The sequence below is a fragment of the Paenibacillus sp. Root52 genome (assembly GCF_001426865.1).
Lineage (GTDB): Bacteria > Bacillota > Bacilli > Paenibacillales > Paenibacillaceae > Paenibacillus.
Genome location: NZ_LMFO01000003.1, coordinates 95,791 through 114,169, shown reverse-complemented (window position 1 = coordinate 114,169; position 18,379 = coordinate 95,791). Strand labels below are relative to the sequence as shown.

The window sequence follows — 18,379 nt, the reverse complement described above, 5'->3', positions numbered from 1 at the left end:
ATGAAATAGTTGGAATTCATTGTAAGTGACTACACATCATCGAATCAGGATTGAAAGGATAATACCGTTTAATGCCCTATCGCAGCAGTCTAAGACCATTCAAGATTACCAGAATCGTACTGCCTTCATGCCCCACAACGCCTAGAGGCAATGCTACATCCTGAAGGAAGTTTCCGGCAATTAATGCAAGGATAACGGTAATCGCAAACACCATATTTTGCTTAATAGTCCGCTGCGCACGTCGAGCTTGCGCAATCACCCATGCAATTTCTTCGATACGATCATTCATCAACACAACATCAGCTACTTCTAGTGCCGTACCACTTCCGGATACCCCCATACCCATTCCTACCGTCGCTGCGGCAAGTGCAGGGGCATCATTAACGCCATCGCCCACCATCAATACCTGGCCATATTGCTTGCGCAAAGCGTGTATCTGTCTCACCTTATCTTCTGGGAACAGATCCGCATAGACGATATCTACTCCAGTTTCACGTGCGATAACAGTAGCTGCCTCTGCACGATCACCTGTCAGCATCGCTACATGCACACCCATCGCTTTAAGCTTTCTTACGGCCGCTGCTGCCTGTGGACGAACCGTGTCCCGCATCGCTAACAGTCCTACGATTTCTCCATCTGCTGTTACGACCGAGACGGTCTTACCTTCACCTTCTAGACGGGCACGTTCATTATGCCATCGGCTAGACGGATCTGCATCGATCTCATCTGTTTTCCCTATTCTCCAATGGACATCTTTCACCTTACCTACGATGCCCCAGCCGGTTAGTGCCTGTACCTGCTCCGCTTGTGGAAGTGCAATGTTCTCAAGCATTGCCTGATCTACAATTGCGCGAGCGAGTGGATGCATCGAGAGATTCTCAATACTTGCTGTCGCAGCGAGCACTTGGGTACGGTCGTAAGCTTCTGCTGTTATGATGTCCGTGACCTGAGGTGTACCCATCGTTAATGTTCCTGTTTTATCAAAAGCAACCACTTGGGTCTGTGCGAGGTTCTCCACATGTGCTCCACCCTTGAAGAGAATTCCTCGACGGGCACTGCTGGACATTGCGGATAACATCACTGGCATAATAGAAGATACAAGAGCACAAGGAGAAGCTACAACCAGAAATACCATCGCTTTATAAAACGCATCCCCCCACGTCCAGCCAAGCAATAACGGTGTTCCTCCGATAATCAGTAATGTCACGACCACAACGATGCGAGCATAGATCCCTTCAAATCGTTCGATGAAACGTTGTGAATCAGGTACTTCCGCTTGCGCTTCCTCTACTAGCTTAATAATTTTGCCAAAGAGTGAGCCCTCAGCCGACTTGGTAACTTCCACATATAATGCACCTTCACCGTTCATTGTCCCAGCATAGACCTCGTCACCAGCACCTTTATCCACTGGCAATGATTCCCCGGTAATCGATGACTGATTAATAAAAGAACTTCCACGGTACACAACCCCATCAGCAGGAATCATTTCTCCTGGTTTGACTAACAGCAGATCGCCAGGCTGCAGCTCATCAATCGCAACAAGGTTCATCTGTCCTTCCTCAATACGGAGCGCTGTTTCAGGTTTCAGCGCCAGTAAGGATGAGATATCCTTATGACTGCGTTCTGTCGCATAACTTTCCAGTGCCCCACTGAGCGCAAAAATAAAGATAAGCATTGCTCCTTCATTCCAGTACCCAATCGCCGCAGCCCCAAGCGATGCTGCAATCATAAGTAAATTCACGTCCAGATCTCGATCCTTGATCAGAGTCTCTATTCCCTCTTTTGCCTTTGTCCAACCGCCCACAGCATAAGCCACAATGTATATCATGATGGATAATGGCTGAGACCACGAAGCCGTACTCCAAGCAATTAACATCATGAGTCCACTGCCTAGTGCTGCCTGCATCTCCTTGTTGTGGAGCATCGCTCGAAAGTTTGGCCTACGACCACGGTTTGGATTAGGCGTATTGGTTGAGCTCTTCTCTGCCTTAACTTGCTTGTGGATGGGTTGATGTATAGCTTGCATATTCGTCACTGTCCTTTCTGAATGTTGGAACGAATAATCTGGCTGACTTCGCCATTTCGTGTTCCAAAGATGAGTTGTATTGAGAATGAGATCCATTGTTAATGCCCTAAAAATGACACATGCTGCTGCGGGAATCCCGCAGCAGCATGGTGATCAAATGAGAATGATAATCATTTTTGTACTTATGCAATTATTTTTACCTCAACCAACTTTTGATTATTATATGCCTATGATCAACATTTGTAAATGGGTATTTTCACAGTTGTTCGAAGAAAAAAAGCAAAAAGCCACCGATCCAAAAGGATGGTGACTTAAATTTAGTGTCTTTGTCTTAGAGGTTAATACGACATATTAGTTCATCTGAGCTTCCAGATATCATCTTCACATGTAATTCACATGAGAAGCTAAACTTCACACTAACTTATACACTAACGCTTGCTTGTTGACTTGCTTTGATTGCTTGCTCCAGATCATACAGGATATCTTGAATATTCTCCGTACCCACCGATAAACGAATCAGCTCTGGATTAACGCCAGCCGCCGTCTGCTCATCTTCTGACAATTGCTGATGTGTTGTACTTGCTGGGTGAATAATTAGAGATTTAGAGTCGCCCACATTCGCAAGGTGAGAGAACAGCTTCACGTTCTCGATCAGCTTACGTCCTGCATCTACTCCACCTTTGATACCGAAGGTTAGAATTGCGCCTTGACCTCTCGGTAGATACTTTTGTGCGAGTTCATACGATGCATGACTTGGCAGACCTGCATAGCTTACCCACAATACATCGTCATGTTTCTCTAGATATTCCGCCACCGCCAGTGCATTGCTGCTATGACGTTCCACACGGAGGTGAAGTGTCTCCAGTCCCTGCAGCAACAGCCATGAGTTGAAAGGGGAGATCGTTGCACCGATGTCTCTTAGCAACTGCACACGTGCTTTGATAATATAGGCGATTGGCCCAACAGCCTCCGTGTACACTACTCCATGGTAGCTGGAATCAGGCTCAGTCAGACCTGGGAACTTCCCACTTGCCTTCCAATCGAATTTGCCGCTGTCTACAATAACGCCACCGATCGATGTCCCATGACCCCCGATGAATTTGGTAGCAGAGTGCACAACGATATCCGCCCCATGCTCAATCGGTCGAAGCAGATATGGGCTTGGGAACGTATTGTCTACAATCAACGGAATACCATGCTCATGTGCAATCGCCGCTACAGCTTCAATATCTAGCACATTCCCTTGAGGGTTACCGATCGTTTCGGCGTACAATGCCTTTGTTTTCTCCGTAATTGCTGCCCGGAAATTTTCAGGATCGCTAGAATCTACGAATTTTACGTCAATTCCTAGCTTCGGCAGTGTCGTGGAGAATAAGTTGTATGTTCCACCATAGAGACTTGCCGAGGACACAATCTCATCACCCGCGCCAGCAATATTGAGAAGTGAGAAGGTGATTGCCGCCTGACCTGAAGCTGTAGCCAAAGCTCCAGCTCCACCTTCCAGTGCTGCAATACGTTGCTCAAATACATCCGTTGTTGGATTCATCAGACGTGTATAGATGTTGCCAAACTCTTTCAATCCAAACAAATTGGCAGCATGTTCAGTGTCACGGAAACCATAAGATGTTGTCTGATACAAAGGTACAGCACGTGCATGAGTTGTTGGGTCTATTTCCTGGCCTGCATGAATTGCCAATGTCTCAAATGAAAGCTCACGTTCGTTTGACATAAGATCTGTATCCTCCCTTAGGTATACGTCTCTGAATCTCTGGATGTACTCACTTGGTGGCGTATGTTTTCCATATTCTCTCACAAGATGTCGCATTTGAAAAGAATTATTTCCGATTTTTCCGATAAGAAATTATAAATATAGCATTCATCGCCTTGGTATACCAAAAAACCTTTGCTAGTGCAAAGGTTCCTTAGTTATTTTCACTCACTTCATTCCTGCTGCGAATCAACCATAGCTAACGTTTATACTCGTACGCCATTCCATACTTCACGCAGATATTTAGCTGCAGGTACTGCCTCTTCCGCAGTCACACCTTCTAATGAAATATCAATATGCGGCTTATATTGCTTCAACAGTTCAAAAAATAACGGATAATCTAAAATACCGGCACCAGGTACAGGATTAAACTTCTCCCCTTGGGCATTGAAAGCCACGTCCTTGGCATGAATCACAATGATGCGCTGATCCAGCGTCTCCATTACTTCACGCAGGAACCCTGCCTGATCAGCTACATGATGTTGTTTAATCAAGTTACATGGATCGAACAACATTCCCAGATTGGAGGAAGGAATCTCTTCAAACAAACGCACCATATGTTCACGCGTATGCAATGTGTGCGTCGACACAGGCTCAATCGCAGCATGAACGCCCCACTTCTCAGCCTCTTCCGCGATCTCCTCTACTGTTGCTCGCAATACATTCCATGCATGTTCTTCATACGTATCCGGATGTGTACTGAGATACGTGTCCAAACCACCCGTTTCGGTTGCAACCATGCTGCACCCGAAATCTCTAGCATACCTTAGGTGTTCCTTGAATCGATCAATATCTGCACGCCGGCTCACCGGATCGGGGTCAATCGGATTAATATAACAGCCGAGCACTGCAATCTTCACACCGCGCTGTGCAAATTGATCTCCAATTTCATTCGCCAGCCCAGGGCTTAACTTACCATTCGCAGAATCAACATCGGAGAGTGCTTTGGCAAGCGCAAGCTGCACCGAATTGAACCCGTTATCTGCGATCGTCTGCGCAAGCTGTGCTGTAGGCTGCTTACCGAACGTATGCGCTAGAATACCAAGTTTCATTATTCATATCTCCTTTATAATCGGATGGGCGGAAACCTAGCGAGCGAGCCAGCCACCATCGACATTAAGTACATGACCGTTCAAGTAGTCCGAGGCTGAAGAAGCCAAGAATACAACCGGCCCTTTCAAGTCTTCGGGTGTTCCCCAACGTCCAGCCGGGATGCGCGCTGTAATATCACGGTACCGATTCTCATCTGCCCGGATCTGCGTCGTATTGTCCGTTTCCATATAACCTGGTGCGATTGCGTTAATCTGTATACCTTTACCTGCCCACTCATTCGCAAGCGCTTTGGTCAGACCAGCAACACCATGTTTACTAGCTGTATATCCAGGTACATTAATTCCACCCTGATAGGACAACATAGATGCAATGTTTATGATTTTGCCGCTACCACGTTCGATCATATGTCTACCCGCCAGTTGGCTCAGGAAAAATACGCTATTCAAATTAATGGCAATAACATCATGCCAATCCTGCTGCCCATGATCTGCAGCCGGTGTACGGCGAATGATACCTGCGTTGTTTACTAGAATATCAATTTTGCCTTGAAAGGATAGTGCCTCTTCAAACACTTTAGACAGTTCATCCTCAATACTCAGATCTGCTTCTATAACATAAGCTTTGCGTCCCAATGCCTCGATAGCACTGGCTGTTTCCACAGGTTTGGAATAGGACACCAGGACAACATCGGCTCCTGCTTCTGCCAGCCCGATCGCCATACCTTGTCCCAGCCCTCCAGATGTTCCGGTCACGAGAGCAACTTGTCCACTCAAATCAAATGAGTTCATATGTGATTCCTCCGCATGTTATGATATGCAAACCGTAATTAAGTTAACTTTGATAATCCACTTTGACACCGCTCTGACTATATAGCGCCGCTGTCTCTTCATCTAGTCGATGATCGCTGATAATGCAATCAAGCTCTGAACAATTCGCAAAGGTTCTCAGGGCAAATTGTCCGAATTTATGATGATCCACAACACCGTATACTTGTTGGGATGCTGAGATCATTGCTTTTTTCAACGGTACGAGATCACCTGTATAGATGGATAATCCGAACTCGGGATGAAGTGCAGTGGTGGAGATAAATGCTTTATGGATATTAAGCCCCGAAATAAAGGTAGCCGTATCGTCACCTACCAGCATATTTCGAACTCGCGCTCCCCCTGGCACAACCAATCGAACCTGTTCCTTCTTCGTTAACTCCGCAATAATAAACAGGTCATTCGTGACCACGGTCAACGAGAGATTATCCATACGTCTCGCCATCTCTAGCGTCGTACTTCCGCCGTCCAATGCAACAATATCTCCAGGACGTATATAAGCAAGTGCCCGTTCGGCAATTTCCGTTTTTTCCGGATGGTGTTTCTCAATGACTCCGCGGCTGTTCAGAATACCATATTGGTCGTTCTGAGCCAGCATTGCCCCACCGTGCACACGGACAAGCAAACCCATGCTCTCCAGCTTGGCAAGATCTTCCCTTACCGTCTTACCCGTAACCTGCAGCAGTTCACTTAGATCACTAACGGTCACTTCCTGGCGTTGTAACAACGCCTCCATAATTTTTTCATGTCGCTTCAATGGATTCATCACAATCAACTTCCTATATAACTGAATTAAAATGACTAACCTGTCTCATATACAGTGTATTACTTCAGATCTTTCATTGCTACGCCGTCCATATCCTCGAAGGTTTGGTTCTCACCAGCCATCGCCCAGCAGAACGTATAATTGCTTGTACCTACGCCACTGTGAATAGACCAGCTTGGTGAAATGATCGCCTGACGATCACGAACAACCAGATGACGTGTTTCGTTTGGTTCGCCCATCATGTGGAACACTACGCCATCCTCTGGCAGGTTCCAATACAAGTATACTTCGGAACGACGATTATGGGTATGTGCAGGCATGGTGTTCCACATGTTCCCCTTGTTGAGCTCAGTAATACCCATGACAAGTTGACAGCTCTTAATGCCGCCTTCGCCTTGGTGGATATAACGATAGATTGTGCGTTCATTCGAGCTTTCGATGCTACCCAGATGGTTAGGCTGTGCTTGTTCTTGTGTAGCTTTTACCGTTGGATACGTATGGTGTGCTGGTGTTGAAACGAAGTAGAATTGTGCTGGCTGAGCATTGTCGCTGCTCTTGAACAGAACCTCTTTAACGCCACGTCCAATATACAGACATTCCTTCGCACCGATCTCATAGCCTTGACCATCAGCGGTTACCGTTCCATGTCCGCCAACATTAATGATACCGATTTCACGACGCTCTAAGAAAAAGTCTGTTCCAATATCCTTCAAGTTCACTTCGAGCGTAATATCCTTGCTCTGTGGTACAGCCGTTCCTACAATATAACGATCCACATGGGAATATACGGTTACCAATTCATCTACAGCGAATAGCTGCTCCATCAAAAATTCCTCACGCAGACGAGACGTATCATATGTTTTTACTTCATTAGGGTGTGCAGCGTAACGGTTTTCCATGTTTAATCCATTCCCTTCGTCATTTGAATGATGTTCATATAAGTTCATTTTAGTTCATTTTATATCTTTTGTGTACCTTTTTTTCAAAATAAAACAACCAATGTAGTTAAATATGTACATTCATATTAATATCCGTATCCATACAATCTCACAAGTTTGACTTGTTCAATCAATCCGTTCGCCGGAATCACATGAAAGCTAGATAAAACGGTCCGAGTTTTAGGCGAAAAACTCCAAACAAAAAAAAAAAGGGATTCCCACGGTCATAGATAGACCGGGAAATCCCTTTGAATCTGAAACTTAATGTGCAACTGCGTTATTAAGCATGATCCAGATCGAGCCGATAACGATGGTCATCATCATCAGAAGCCCGAAAATGAGAGCCATAACATTCCAGCGTGGTTTCTCTGTTTCACGAATATGCATGAAGAAGAAGAGTTGAACCACAAACTGAAGTGCAGCTGTACCAAGAATAACAACCATTGTTCCTGTTTTACCCATCATGTCGTTCAGAACAACCACCAGCGGGATGATCGTTAGAACGATAGAGAGAATAAAACCGATGACATAGGACTTCAGCGAGCCATGTTGTTCATGGCCATGGGAATCATGTGTGTTGTGCTCTGCCATCTACATCACCCCCATCAGATAGACGATGGACAGAAGGAAGATCCATACAACGTCCAAGAAGTGCCAGTACAAGCTGATTACGTTGATTTTACCGCGAGTTACATCGGTAATTCCACGTTTTTTCAGTTGGAACATCAATCCAATCATCCAGATCAGACCGAGCGATACGTGAAGTCCGTGAGTACCCACCAAGGTGAAGAATGCGCCAGAAGCAGCACTCGTCGTGTAGCTGAATCCTTCGTGAACCATCTCAACAAACTCATAAATTTCCAGTGCAAGGAAGCCTGCACCTAGAACGGCTGTAACGATAAGCCAGTTAATCAACTGTTTAACTTTACCTTGGTTCATTGCCAGAACAGCAAGTCCGCTCGTAAATGAACTTGTGAGCAAGAGGAATGTTTCAGCAATAACACCAGGCATTTTAATCAAGTCAGACAAAATTGGTCCGCCCGCCGTATTGTCACGCAACACAATGAAGGTTGCGAACAATACGGAGAACAAGATTACGTCGGAAATCAGGAAGAACCAGAAACCGAGAATTTTCATTTCCTGTGGATCATGGTGGCCATGGTCATGACCATGTGCATGATTCTCACCGTGCTTAGCGGCTGCTTGAGCCATCTATACCGACCCCCTTAACGACGCTTCGGTACGCTTAATTTCGTCAACCGGAATGTAATAATCCGTGTCGTATGAGAATGAACGGGCGATCATGCAAATACCTACGCCGGCAAGTCCGAGAATCGCCATCCACAGCCATCCGAATACAAAGCCGAAGCCGGCGATGAACCAGAAGACAGACATAACGAACGGAATTCCAGAGTTTTTCGGCATATGAATCGGCTCGAGTTTTTGCTCTGGCGGATAGATGCCTTTAGCACGACGTTCTTTCTCTTCCCACCACTCATCAATATCATCTCCGCGAGGTGTAACTGCGAAGTTGTACTCAGGAGCTGGTGAAGGAATCGACCACTCAAGTGTACGAGCATCCCATGGGTCGCCAGAAGCTTTGAGTGATTTGTATTTGCGAATACCGTCTGCGATTTGTGCAACTTGGAACAAGAATCCGACACCCATCAGGAATGCACCAATCGTTGATACGAAGTTCAATTCCCACCAGCCAGTGTCCCAGCCGTAAGTGCTCAGACGACGTGTCATACCCATCAGACCGACAGCGTACTGCGGCATGAAGCAGACATAGAAACCAATATTCCAAGTCCAGAATGCCCATTTGCCCAGTTTCTCTTCAAGTTGGAAACCGAACATTTTAGGCCACCAGTAGTACAGACCTGCGAAGTATCCGAATACAACGCCACCGATCAATACTTGGTGGAAGTGGGCAATCAAGAAGTAACTGTTGTGGAACTGGAAGTCTGCAGGAGCAACCGACAAGAGAACGCCCGTCATCCCCCCGACGATAAAGCATGGGATAAAGGCAAGTGTCCACATCATTGGCGTTGCCATGCGAATTCTTCCTCGATACATCGTAAACAACCAGTTAAATATCTTAACCCCTGTTGGGATTGCAATCAACATCGTGGTTACTGCGAAGAATGCATTCACGTCCGCTCCGGAACCCATCGTGAAGAAGTGATGCGCCCATGTGAAGAAGGACAGGAAGCTGATGATCAACATCGCGAATACCATTGATTTGTAACCAAACAGTTTTTTCCGCGAGAACGTACTTACGATCTCGGAGAACACACCAAAAGCCGGCAAGACGACAATGTATACCTCAGGGTGACCCCACATCCAGATCAAGTTGATATACATCATTGGGTTACCGCCCAGATCAAGTGTGAAGAAATGCGCCCCGGCAAACCTGTCGAGGAAGAGCAATGCAAGTGTCACAGTCAAGATCGGGAATGCAAACAAGATAATAATACAAGTGGAGAATACTGACCATGTGAACATCGGCAGCTTCATCCAACGCATACCTGGCGCGCGCATTTTAATGATGGTAACCATAAAGTTGATACCGGTAGCCAGGGAACCGATACCCGATATTTGGATACCCCATATATAGAAGTTCTGTCCTACCCCCGGACTGTGCGACAGCTCCGATAGAGGCGGATAACTCAGCCATCCTGCGTCAGGTGAACCACCAATAACGAAGGAAAGGTTAAACAGCATTGCTCCTAGGAAGAACAACCAGAAGCTCAGTGCATTCAGGAACGGGAACGCAACGTCTCTCGCTCCGATCTGAAGTGGCACGATAACGTTAAATAAACCAAACATAAATGGCATCGCCATGAACAAGATCATGATCGTACCATGAGTTGTAAAGACCTGATTATAATGCTCAGGGTGTAAGAAATCCATATTAGGCATTGCTAGCTGAAGACGCATCATCAGCGCATCCACACCACCACGGAATAACATGATAATGGAAGCGATGATATACATAATACCGATCTTCTTGTGATCGACAGTAGTTAACCAGTTACGCCAGAGCCAGCCCCATTTTTTAAAATAAGTTAGCACCGCTACAATAGCAATCATCGTAATCCCGATCGATACCATCGCACCATAGATGAGTGGATCACCAGTTACGAAAAACTCCGATGCAAACTCTTTAATTGTCTCTAACATTGGGCTCTCCTTTCGAATCTTTAGTTAGCACTCTTGTCCTCGTCTTGCTTGGACTCTTGAGTGGCTTGATTAGCTCCAGCAGCTTCACTTGAGCTTTCGTGCTTACTATGAGCTCCATTACCATCTACAACATACTTGGTTACGATTTTCTGGAACAGACCTTCTGGGAAGGCTGAGTAATAAGCAACATTGCTTGTTCCAGGCTCAGTAAGTGCATCGTATCCTTCTTGTGTCAACTCTTGGGAATTTTGTTTCACTTCTGTTACCCAATTGTCAAACTCTTCGTCTGATGTAGCATTCACATCAAAACGCATTTTGCCAAAATGCTCACCTGTAAAGTTGGCGCCTGAGCCCCAATACTGTCCTTCATGGTCAGCTTGCAGGTACAAAGTCATCGCCATACCCGACATTGTGTAAATCTGACCACCAAGTTGCGGAATCCAGAACGAGTTCATTGGTGAATCCGCGGTAAGTTCAAATTTCACGGGCCGGTCTGCCGGAATATTCAACGTATTGACCGTTGCAATCCCTTGCTCTGGATACATGAACAACCATTTCCAGTCCAATGATGATACTTGGATCGTCACAGGTGCTTTCTCAGAAGCCAGTGGCTTCGAAGGCTCTAGATCATAAGTGTAACGAACTGTTACAATAGCGAGTATTCCAATGATGATAATTGGAACCGTCCACCAGATGACCTCAGCTTTGGTACTATGAGACCAGTTCGGCTCATATGCAGCTTTATTGTCCGGTTTGTCGCGGTAACGCCATACGATTACTGCAGACAAAATCAACACAGGTACGATGATGACAGCACACAGAATGGTTGAAATTACGATCAAATCTCTCTGTGAAGCGCCAATCGGTCCCTTTGGATCCAGAACAACGTACTGCCCGCCTGCCAGCATTGGCCAGACAATCAATGCGATGGTAACCAACGTCAGGACAACCGGAATAATAATCCGGGCTAGCGACCTAGGTTTCTTGTTCATCTTGATCCCCTCTCCTTAAATTCGCTCATACTGAAAAATCAGTATACTACTCTATTCCTTCTAAAGATATCAGAAATGAGCAACTTTTTTGTTCTTGTTAACAAATTTGTCGATTTTACACCCTAAATGTGTGAATTTTTTCTCACAAATTACTTGCACACTTGATATTTCCGTATTATAAAACATCACATGTCACGTAAAAAAATAAAGCCCTTTGCAGTCTCGTTGAATAGGTCAACGAATCCGCAAAGGGCTATATTGACTGGATTCCGATTACTTATCCAGTCTTAGTATGGACGAATAACCTGCAGATTATAATTAATCCGCACCTTCGTCTTCATGACGTGTATGAACTAATCCGATCGCTTTTGCAATAACGTAAATGAATACGCTACCAACCAGGAAACCAATACCCACCATCAAGCCAAGATTACGGTCATTAAATTCATTCAAGTTGATCAAACACATCACTACGCCTGTAATCAGCGCGATCCAGGCAAAAACTGTCATCGTTAAGACTGCGCGCCGCATATTTTTATCCTTACGCTCCAATTGGCTTACCATTGCTGTCTTCGATGCCATAGTAAACACTTCCTTTTCCCTTTTTGTAAGTTATTTACTGATACCAATATACCACATTAGTATGATTTTTAGTCAACAAATGTTCAAATTTTATTCTCAATTTGGACACTTTATTTTTTGTTTACCTGTTGACAAAATAAATATTTACCTTCTTGTTATGTATAACCCAAAAATCACTGCTTCATAACAGGAATTGCAAACAAGCTTTTGAAACATTCGTGAACGACCTGCGGTGAATCTTTGTGTACAAATTTTAAAGAAATAAAAAAACGGTGACTCCGTCTGACCGGAGCACCGTTTCATATGATTGCTAATCAAGACTGAATCCGTTCTATAGTCCAGCCTACTTCATGTTTCTTGCATTTAGCTGCGCGTTTCCAGCCAATTGTTCTTGATCACATTTTGGTACCAATAGAAGCTTTCTTTCGGTGTTCTTACAAGTGAACGGTAATCCACATGAATGAGTCCAAAGCGCATACGGTACCCTTCAGCCCATTCAAAGTTATCCATCAGCGACCAAGCCATGTAGCCTTTGAGGTTGATGCCATCATTGATGATCCGATGAATCTGAGCCAGATGCTGTTCATAATAGGAGATCCGGCGATCATCATTAATTTTGCCATTATCCAGATCATCATTGATGCAAGCACCGTTCTCCGTAATGTATACATCCACATTTCCATACTTTTGCAGGTAGTGCATAAATTCATACAGCCCGCGGGATTCGATAGGCCAGCCAATATCCGTCTTTGTCAGCCCCATATCTACTTCTTCCGATTGCAGCACTCCTGCTTCTGGATTGAAGCGGTTGAGTCCCATTGTGTAATAATTAATGCCAAGCAGGTCGATCGGCTGTGAGATGATCTCCATGTCACCTTCCTGAATTGGCACAGTAGCACCAGCTTCAGCGAACCAGTCCACCATAAACTGTGGGTAGCTGCCTTTGTAGATTGGGTCGAGGAACCAATCCGTATTCAGAGCAATTGAACGGTCACACGCAGCCTGATCTTCAGGAGACTTGCTATAAGGCTCTGCCCAACACACATTCGGAGCAATCCCAATCTGTCCGGTGATACCCAAGCGACGGAAGGATTGGACAGCTTTGCCGTGAGCAACGAGCAATCCATGAGCAACATTGATTGACGTTTGCAGATCACGATTTCCTGGCGCATGTATCCCTAACAGATTGGACAAGAAAGCAATACACCACGGTTCATTAAAAGTCAGCCAGAAATTAATTTTTCCGGAAAACTCTTTAAAGATCACTTCGGCGTATTTCACAAATGCGTCTACCGTTCTACGATTGCCCCAACCCCCGTCATCCTCCAGCGTTTGCGGTAGATCCCAGTGATACAACGTGCAGAACGGTTCAATTCCTGCTTCAAGCAGTTTATCAACGAACCGATGGTAGAAGTCTAATCCTTCTCTATTGATCTCTCCATCCCCATCCGGAATAATACGTGGCCAAGCAATCGAGAACCGGTATGTGTTAATGCCAAGCTTTTTCATTAGTTCGATGTCTTCTTCATAGCGGTGGTAGCTATCACAAGCAATATCCCCGTTATCTCCATTAAAAACTTTACCAGGTGTACGGGCAAATGTATCCCATATGGATACCCCACGCCCACCTTCCTGTGCTGCTCCTTCGATCTGATAAGAAGCGGTTGCCGTTCCCCAGCGGAAATCCTTCGGAAATTGAAAAATAGTCATCGTTTATTCCTCCGTCTCTGTTGACACACGAACCGTCTGCCCGCTTGTCATCCGTATTGTCGTTACGTAATCGCCTTGCGCCGTACTCTCTGACATGCTCTGCTCATGTCCTTCAATACTTACAGGATAAGCACTACGAAGCGTTAGTGAACCGCTGTGGTCTGCAGTAACTTCAGCTGTCACTAACTTGCCGTGCTCCCATACCACAGCCACCGTATAAGCCCCTCGTGCACGTAATCCCTTCACGCTACCACTCGCCCAAGCTTCAGGCAGCGTAGGCAGGAGGTGGATCTCCCCCATGTGACTTTGCAGTAACATCTCAGCAATGCCGGCCGTTCCTCCAAAATTGCCATCGATCTGAAACGGAGGATGGTCATCAAACAAGTTGGGATGAGTCGATCGCGCAAGCAAGGTACGTACGAATTGATGTGCATGCTTACGATCCAACAGACGTGCGTATAGATTGATCAACCACGCACAGCTCCAACCTGTATGCCCGCCGCCTTGTGAAATACGACGCTCAAGCGATACACGTGCGGCTTCAACAAGCTCAGGTGTATGTACTCGATTGATCTGATCCCCCGGATACAGCCCATATAGATGTGATACATGGCGATGACCTGGCTCTGATTCGGCAAAATCTTGGAACCATTCTTGCAGCTGCCCCTCGCTACCAATCTGGAAAGGATATAGCTTGCTCTTCGCCTCTGAGAGCTCCTGTGCTAATTCCGAATCTAGCCCAAGCTGCTTCGCAGCAGTGATAGAGCGGTCAAACAATTCTCGAATTAAGCTCATATCCATCGTTGAAGCCATGGATACGCTTCGAGCATCCCCTTCCTCCGTCAAGAACTTATTCTCTGGTGAGGTAGATGGAGCCGTCACCAGATAACCCCCTGGCCCTTCAATAAGCCAATCTAAACAGAATAGAGCTGCTTCCTTCATGATCGGGTATGCACGCTCTGCCAAGAATTGCTGATCCCCCGTAAACAGATATCGCTCCCACAGATGTGCGGTCAGCCATACACCACCCATTGGCCAGAATGCCCAGCTAGCATCGCCTCCTGTTGGCGTTGATGTTCTCCATATATCCACATTGTGATGTGCAGTCCAGCCACGAGCCCCATAGTGAATACGAGCGGTTCTACGTCCTGTCTGGCTCAAATCATCAAGCATCGCAAATAATGGGTCATGGCATTCACTCAAATTGCAGACTTCGGCAGGCCAATAATTCATCTCTGTGTTGATATTCGTCGTGTAATCACTGTGCCACGGCGGCTCCACCTGATGATTCCATATACCTTGTAAGTTGGCTGGTTGCGTACCAGGACGTGAGCTTGCCATGAGCAGATAACGACCATATTGAAAATACAGAGCCTCCAGTCCAGGGTCTTCCACCCCTTCTTGGTAAGCTAACAATCGCTCATCGGTAGGCAACTCACCATTGCCTGTCATACCTAGATTCAGATCAACTCTTGCAAATAACGCCCTATGATCCTGCTCATGGCGTTTCCTGAGCTGCTCAGGATTGAAGGACTTGGCTTTTGCAATGACCTCATGACATACCTGCTCTAACAACACGCCTTCTTTCACTGGCATGACATCATAACGTTCAAATGACGTTGCAGCCGCCAGGTAGAACACAACCTGATCTGCTCCTTGAACACGTAGGTTACCCTCTTCAACCACAACCTGAGCCTTGCTGCCTACGGTACTCACACTTACGCTGACAGCATAAGCGGTTCCACGGTCATCTTCATAAATGACGGATTCAGGATGATCCCGGAAATAGTTCGATTCAACATGACTGGGACAACGACTGAACAATGTCACGCCCTCTTCTGATATTTGTGAAGTATATGGGTGTGGGCTGTCTAGTGAAAGACTAACGTTCACTGCTCCCGCCTGGTCGGCTGAGAGCGTACACACCATTACATCGTCCGAAGCACTCGCATACACTTCACGTTTATAACGAACACCATCACAGATATAATTTGTCGCTGCAATTCCAGTTTCCAGATCAAGCTCTCGTTCGAAGTCCTGTACAGGGGTTCCAATCAGCTGCTCCTGCTTCAATAGGAAGTGTCCCATTGGCTGGTAAGCTTCAACATCCCGCCCTAACATTTCACGGTTCAACAGTTCTTCTGCTTCACTATACTGTCCTGCCATAATTAACTCACGAGTCTTCTTCAGATATCGCTGGCTGCTGTACTGTACTGTGTCGCGCGGGTATCCTGACCATAGTGTGTCTTCGTTCAATTGAATGCGTTCTTCCACATCGCCGCCGTAGACCATCCCCCCAAGACGCCCATTTCCTATAGGAAGAGCCTCTTCCCAACGGGTTGCTGGCTGACGATACCATAAACGATTCGGCTGTGTGTTCTTCGTTAGTGAGGTCATTACATAGCTCCTGTCCCTGAAGTAATGTTATTCTAGTTTGATTTTATAAAACGTTTTCGGTAAATGTGCTAACGACACTAATTTATTCGTAAATTCGCCTTCTATGCTACTACATTCCAAGCTCATTTCAGATCAACCTGAAAGTGCTTACACTAACAAAATTATAGGAGATTTCACCTTTATCGTCAATGTAAAACATCACAGTAAAATGAAGAAAAGACCCTTCATTCTAGGGTCTTTTCTTCGGTTCCATTGCCTTTCAACTAAGACGTATTATTTAACGTCTTTACCTGTCCAGAGTGCTACACGCTCTTTGACCCAAACCGTGTATTGTTGCTCCATTTCTACAGCACCTGCTCGATCAAGTTCTGCGAGGAAATCATCGTATACTTTATCGAAGTTTTCTTTTTTAGCAAGCACTGCTTCTGGGATACGTTTACGGATGATGTCCTGTGTTTTTTGGTACTGCACGTTGTAATCTGTATCCGATGGAACTGGCATGTTGTACGCCGCGCCCCACTCTTTAACCTCGAACTCATCCTCAGATGGGAAGAAATCCTTCCAGGTTGTAATTCCATACGCTTTTAATGTTTCTTTCTCAGCTGGAGTATAACCCGCGATGATCTGCTCCGGGAATCTCGTTGTGTAATAATTGTCCGTTGCATCCTTCACACCGTCTCCGTATCTTGCACTAAAGATCGAGTACAGCTCGACACCTGTTTCTTTGGTGAATGCAGCATTATCGTTCGTTTTGCGATCCTGAATCTCTTCAGGAATGACACGTTTGCCATCAACTACGTTGTAGTGCTTACCTTCAATACCCCAGTTTCTAAGTACTTGACCCTCATCAGAAGCAAGCCAGTCGAAGAATTTAATGATGCGAACTGGATCTTTCGCTGATGTTGAAATCCCGATACCATAACCATCGAATCCTGTTGGTTGGAACGTCGTATCTTTCAGATCCTTATTCAACATGACAGAGAAGTGAGCATACGTACTATCATCTTTGCCTGCAGCTTTCAGAGCATTCTCAGCGTCTGAATATCCCCACTCAGCATCGATGAGACCCAGCACACGTCCACTGGCAATTTTGGATTTATATTGGTCTTCTTTTTGAACAAATGTATCCTTATCGAGCAATCCCTCATTGTACATATGGTTCAACCAGCGGAAATATTCTTTTTCAATCGGACGTTTAACATGTAACATCGCTTCATATGTCTCTGGATCGATGTAATATTCTCCATCATTGCTGCCACCCGTTGTTGCGGAAGCTGGGTTGGTAACTGTAATCATAATCTTCCAATCGTCTGCATTGAGCGACAGTGGAATGGTTGGTTGACCATCAATTGTTGGGTACTTCTCAACATATGCACGTAGTACATTTTCATAATCCTGCAAGGTTTTCACTTCTGGGTAACCAAGCTCTTTCAATACCTTTTGCTGAATCTCGAATCCGTCTGTTGCATCAAACGCAACGTTATCTACACCCATATTCGTTGGCAGCGTATAGATCGCTTGATCTTCCAAGCTATACTTTAGACGATTCATCTGTTCGCCATAGATCTTCTTCAAATTAGGAGCGTGCTCCTCAATCAGATCAGTCAGATCCAGCATAGCCCCTGCATCAACAAGCTTGGACAAATTCCCTTTTGGATAAATGATATCCGGGTAATCTCCACTTGCTGCCATCAAGGCGATCTTCTGGTCACCACCATTGTTTACATCATACTCCGCATCAATCGTAACACCCGTTTGCTTCGTAATCTCTTGACCTACTTCGTCTTGCATTCTGTTCCAGTTAGGGCTTGCGTCAGCTCCGAAAAATGTAAATGTCACTGGATCAGTGCCTGTTGAACCCTCAGATGAAGCATCTTTGCTGCCTGAGTTGCCACAACCAGCTGTAACCAATAGCGCACTTGCCAGCATCAACATTGCAAATGTCTTTGGTGTCTTACTCTTCATTTTGCCTCTCATCGTGTATATCCTCCTCGTTAGCCGAGCCTTGAATAGGTGCTGATATTGTTCTTATCCGATAAAAGCGTTTGCTGAAAGTGATTACAATAAATTATAGGTGATCTTAAATTTCTCATCAATCTGTAGAAGAACCCCTTCTCAGGGGTTCTTCTACAATTATCCC

The 18,379-nt window shown here is 45.6% G+C and carries 15 protein-coding genes; 1 reads left to right on the top strand and 14 read right to left on the bottom strand.

Annotated elements, in window-relative coordinates; translation table 11 throughout:
* Positions 1-76 precede the first annotated feature (76 nt).
* A complete protein-coding gene (locus ASD24_RS06530; protein WP_056693506.1) occupies positions 77-2,026 on the bottom strand; it encodes a heavy metal translocating P-type ATPase in 1,950 nt (649 codons plus the stop codon).
* Positions 2,027-2,111: 85 nt separating this feature from the next.
* Between ASD24_RS06530 and ASD24_RS06525 the strand changes: the two genes are divergently transcribed.
* Positions 2,112-2,336: a hypothetical protein gene (locus tag ASD24_RS06525; RefSeq protein ID WP_056693299.1), complete on the top strand. Its 225-nt coding sequence runs from the start codon at positions 2,112-2,114 to the stop codon at positions 2,334-2,336.
* 111 nt (positions 2,337-2,447) lie between these two features.
* On the opposite strand, the gene ASD24_RS06520 is transcribed toward ASD24_RS06525, so the two are convergent.
* The 13 genes from ASD24_RS06520 to ASD24_RS06460 all read right to left on the bottom strand — a co-directional run bounded on the left by ASD24_RS06520 (position 2,448) and on the right by ASD24_RS06460 (position 18,216).
* The gene (locus tag ASD24_RS06520; RefSeq protein ID WP_056693296.1) at positions 2,448-3,755 is read right to left on the bottom strand and encodes a homocysteine synthase; all 1,308 of its coding nucleotides are present in this window, start codon (positions 3,753-3,755) and stop codon (positions 2,448-2,450) included.
* A 245-nt stretch (positions 3,756-4,000) separates the two neighbouring features.
* Positions 4,001-4,846, bottom strand: coding sequence for a sugar phosphate isomerase/epimerase family protein (locus ASD24_RS06515; RefSeq protein ID WP_082560309.1), 846 nt, complete (start codon positions 4,844-4,846; stop codon positions 4,001-4,003).
* A gap of 36 nt (positions 4,847-4,882) precedes the next feature.
* Positions 4,883-5,635 (bottom strand): 2-dehydro-3-deoxy-D-gluconate 5-dehydrogenase KduD, encoded by a 753-nt coding sequence (gene kduD / locus ASD24_RS06510; RefSeq protein ID WP_056693290.1) that lies wholly within the window; start codon positions 5,633-5,635, stop codon positions 4,883-4,885.
* 43 nt (positions 5,636-5,678) lie between these two features.
* A complete protein-coding gene (locus ASD24_RS06505; protein WP_056693286.1) occupies positions 5,679-6,437 on the bottom strand; it encodes a DeoR/GlpR family DNA-binding transcription regulator in 759 nt (252 codons plus the stop codon).
* A 59-nt stretch (positions 6,438-6,496) separates the two neighbouring features.
* Positions 6,497-7,336 carry a 5-dehydro-4-deoxy-D-glucuronate isomerase gene (gene kduI, locus ASD24_RS06500; protein ID WP_056693285.1) on the bottom strand — a complete coding sequence of 280 codons (840 nt, stop codon included), beginning with the start codon at positions 7,334-7,336 and terminating at the stop codon, positions 6,497-6,499.
* 300 nt (positions 7,337-7,636) lie between these two features.
* Positions 7,637-7,966: a cytochrome o ubiquinol oxidase subunit IV gene (gene cyoD, locus ASD24_RS06495; RefSeq protein ID WP_056693282.1), complete on the bottom strand. Its 330-nt coding sequence runs from the start codon at positions 7,964-7,966 to the stop codon at positions 7,637-7,639.
* Entirely contained in the window at positions 7,967-8,587 is a 621-nt protein-coding gene (cyoC, locus tag ASD24_RS06490; RefSeq protein ID WP_056693279.1) for a cytochrome o ubiquinol oxidase subunit III, read from the bottom strand. It abuts the gene before it with no gap.
* On the bottom strand, positions 8,588-10,558 hold the full coding sequence (locus ASD24_RS06485) for a cbb3-type cytochrome c oxidase subunit I (protein ID WP_056693277.1): 1,971 nt from the start codon (positions 10,556-10,558) through the stop codon (positions 8,588-8,590). It lies immediately after the preceding gene.
* A 20-nt stretch (positions 10,559-10,578) separates the two neighbouring features.
* Positions 10,579-11,550: a ubiquinol oxidase subunit II gene (gene cyoA, locus ASD24_RS06480; protein ID WP_056693275.1), complete on the bottom strand. Its 972-nt coding sequence runs from the start codon at positions 11,548-11,550 to the stop codon at positions 10,579-10,581.
* A gap of 318 nt (positions 11,551-11,868) precedes the next feature.
* A complete protein-coding gene (locus ASD24_RS06475; protein WP_056693273.1) occupies positions 11,869-12,132 on the bottom strand; it encodes a hypothetical protein in 264 nt (87 codons plus the stop codon).
* A gap of 363 nt (positions 12,133-12,495) precedes the next feature.
* Positions 12,496-13,842: a GH1 family beta-glucosidase gene (locus tag ASD24_RS06470; protein ID WP_056693266.1), complete on the bottom strand. Its 1,347-nt coding sequence runs from the start codon at positions 13,840-13,842 to the stop codon at positions 12,496-12,498.
* A 3-nt stretch (positions 13,843-13,845) separates the two neighbouring features.
* Positions 13,846-16,239, bottom strand: a complete 2,394-nt coding sequence (locus ASD24_RS06465; protein WP_056693265.1) for a glycoside hydrolase family 95 protein — start codon at positions 16,237-16,239, stop codon at positions 13,846-13,848.
* Between the two features lie 273 nt (positions 16,240-16,512).
* Positions 16,513-18,216: an ABC transporter substrate-binding protein gene (locus ASD24_RS06460; protein WP_235540423.1), complete on the bottom strand. Its 1,704-nt coding sequence runs from the start codon at positions 18,214-18,216 to the stop codon at positions 16,513-16,515.
* Positions 18,217-18,379 lie beyond the last annotated feature (163 nt).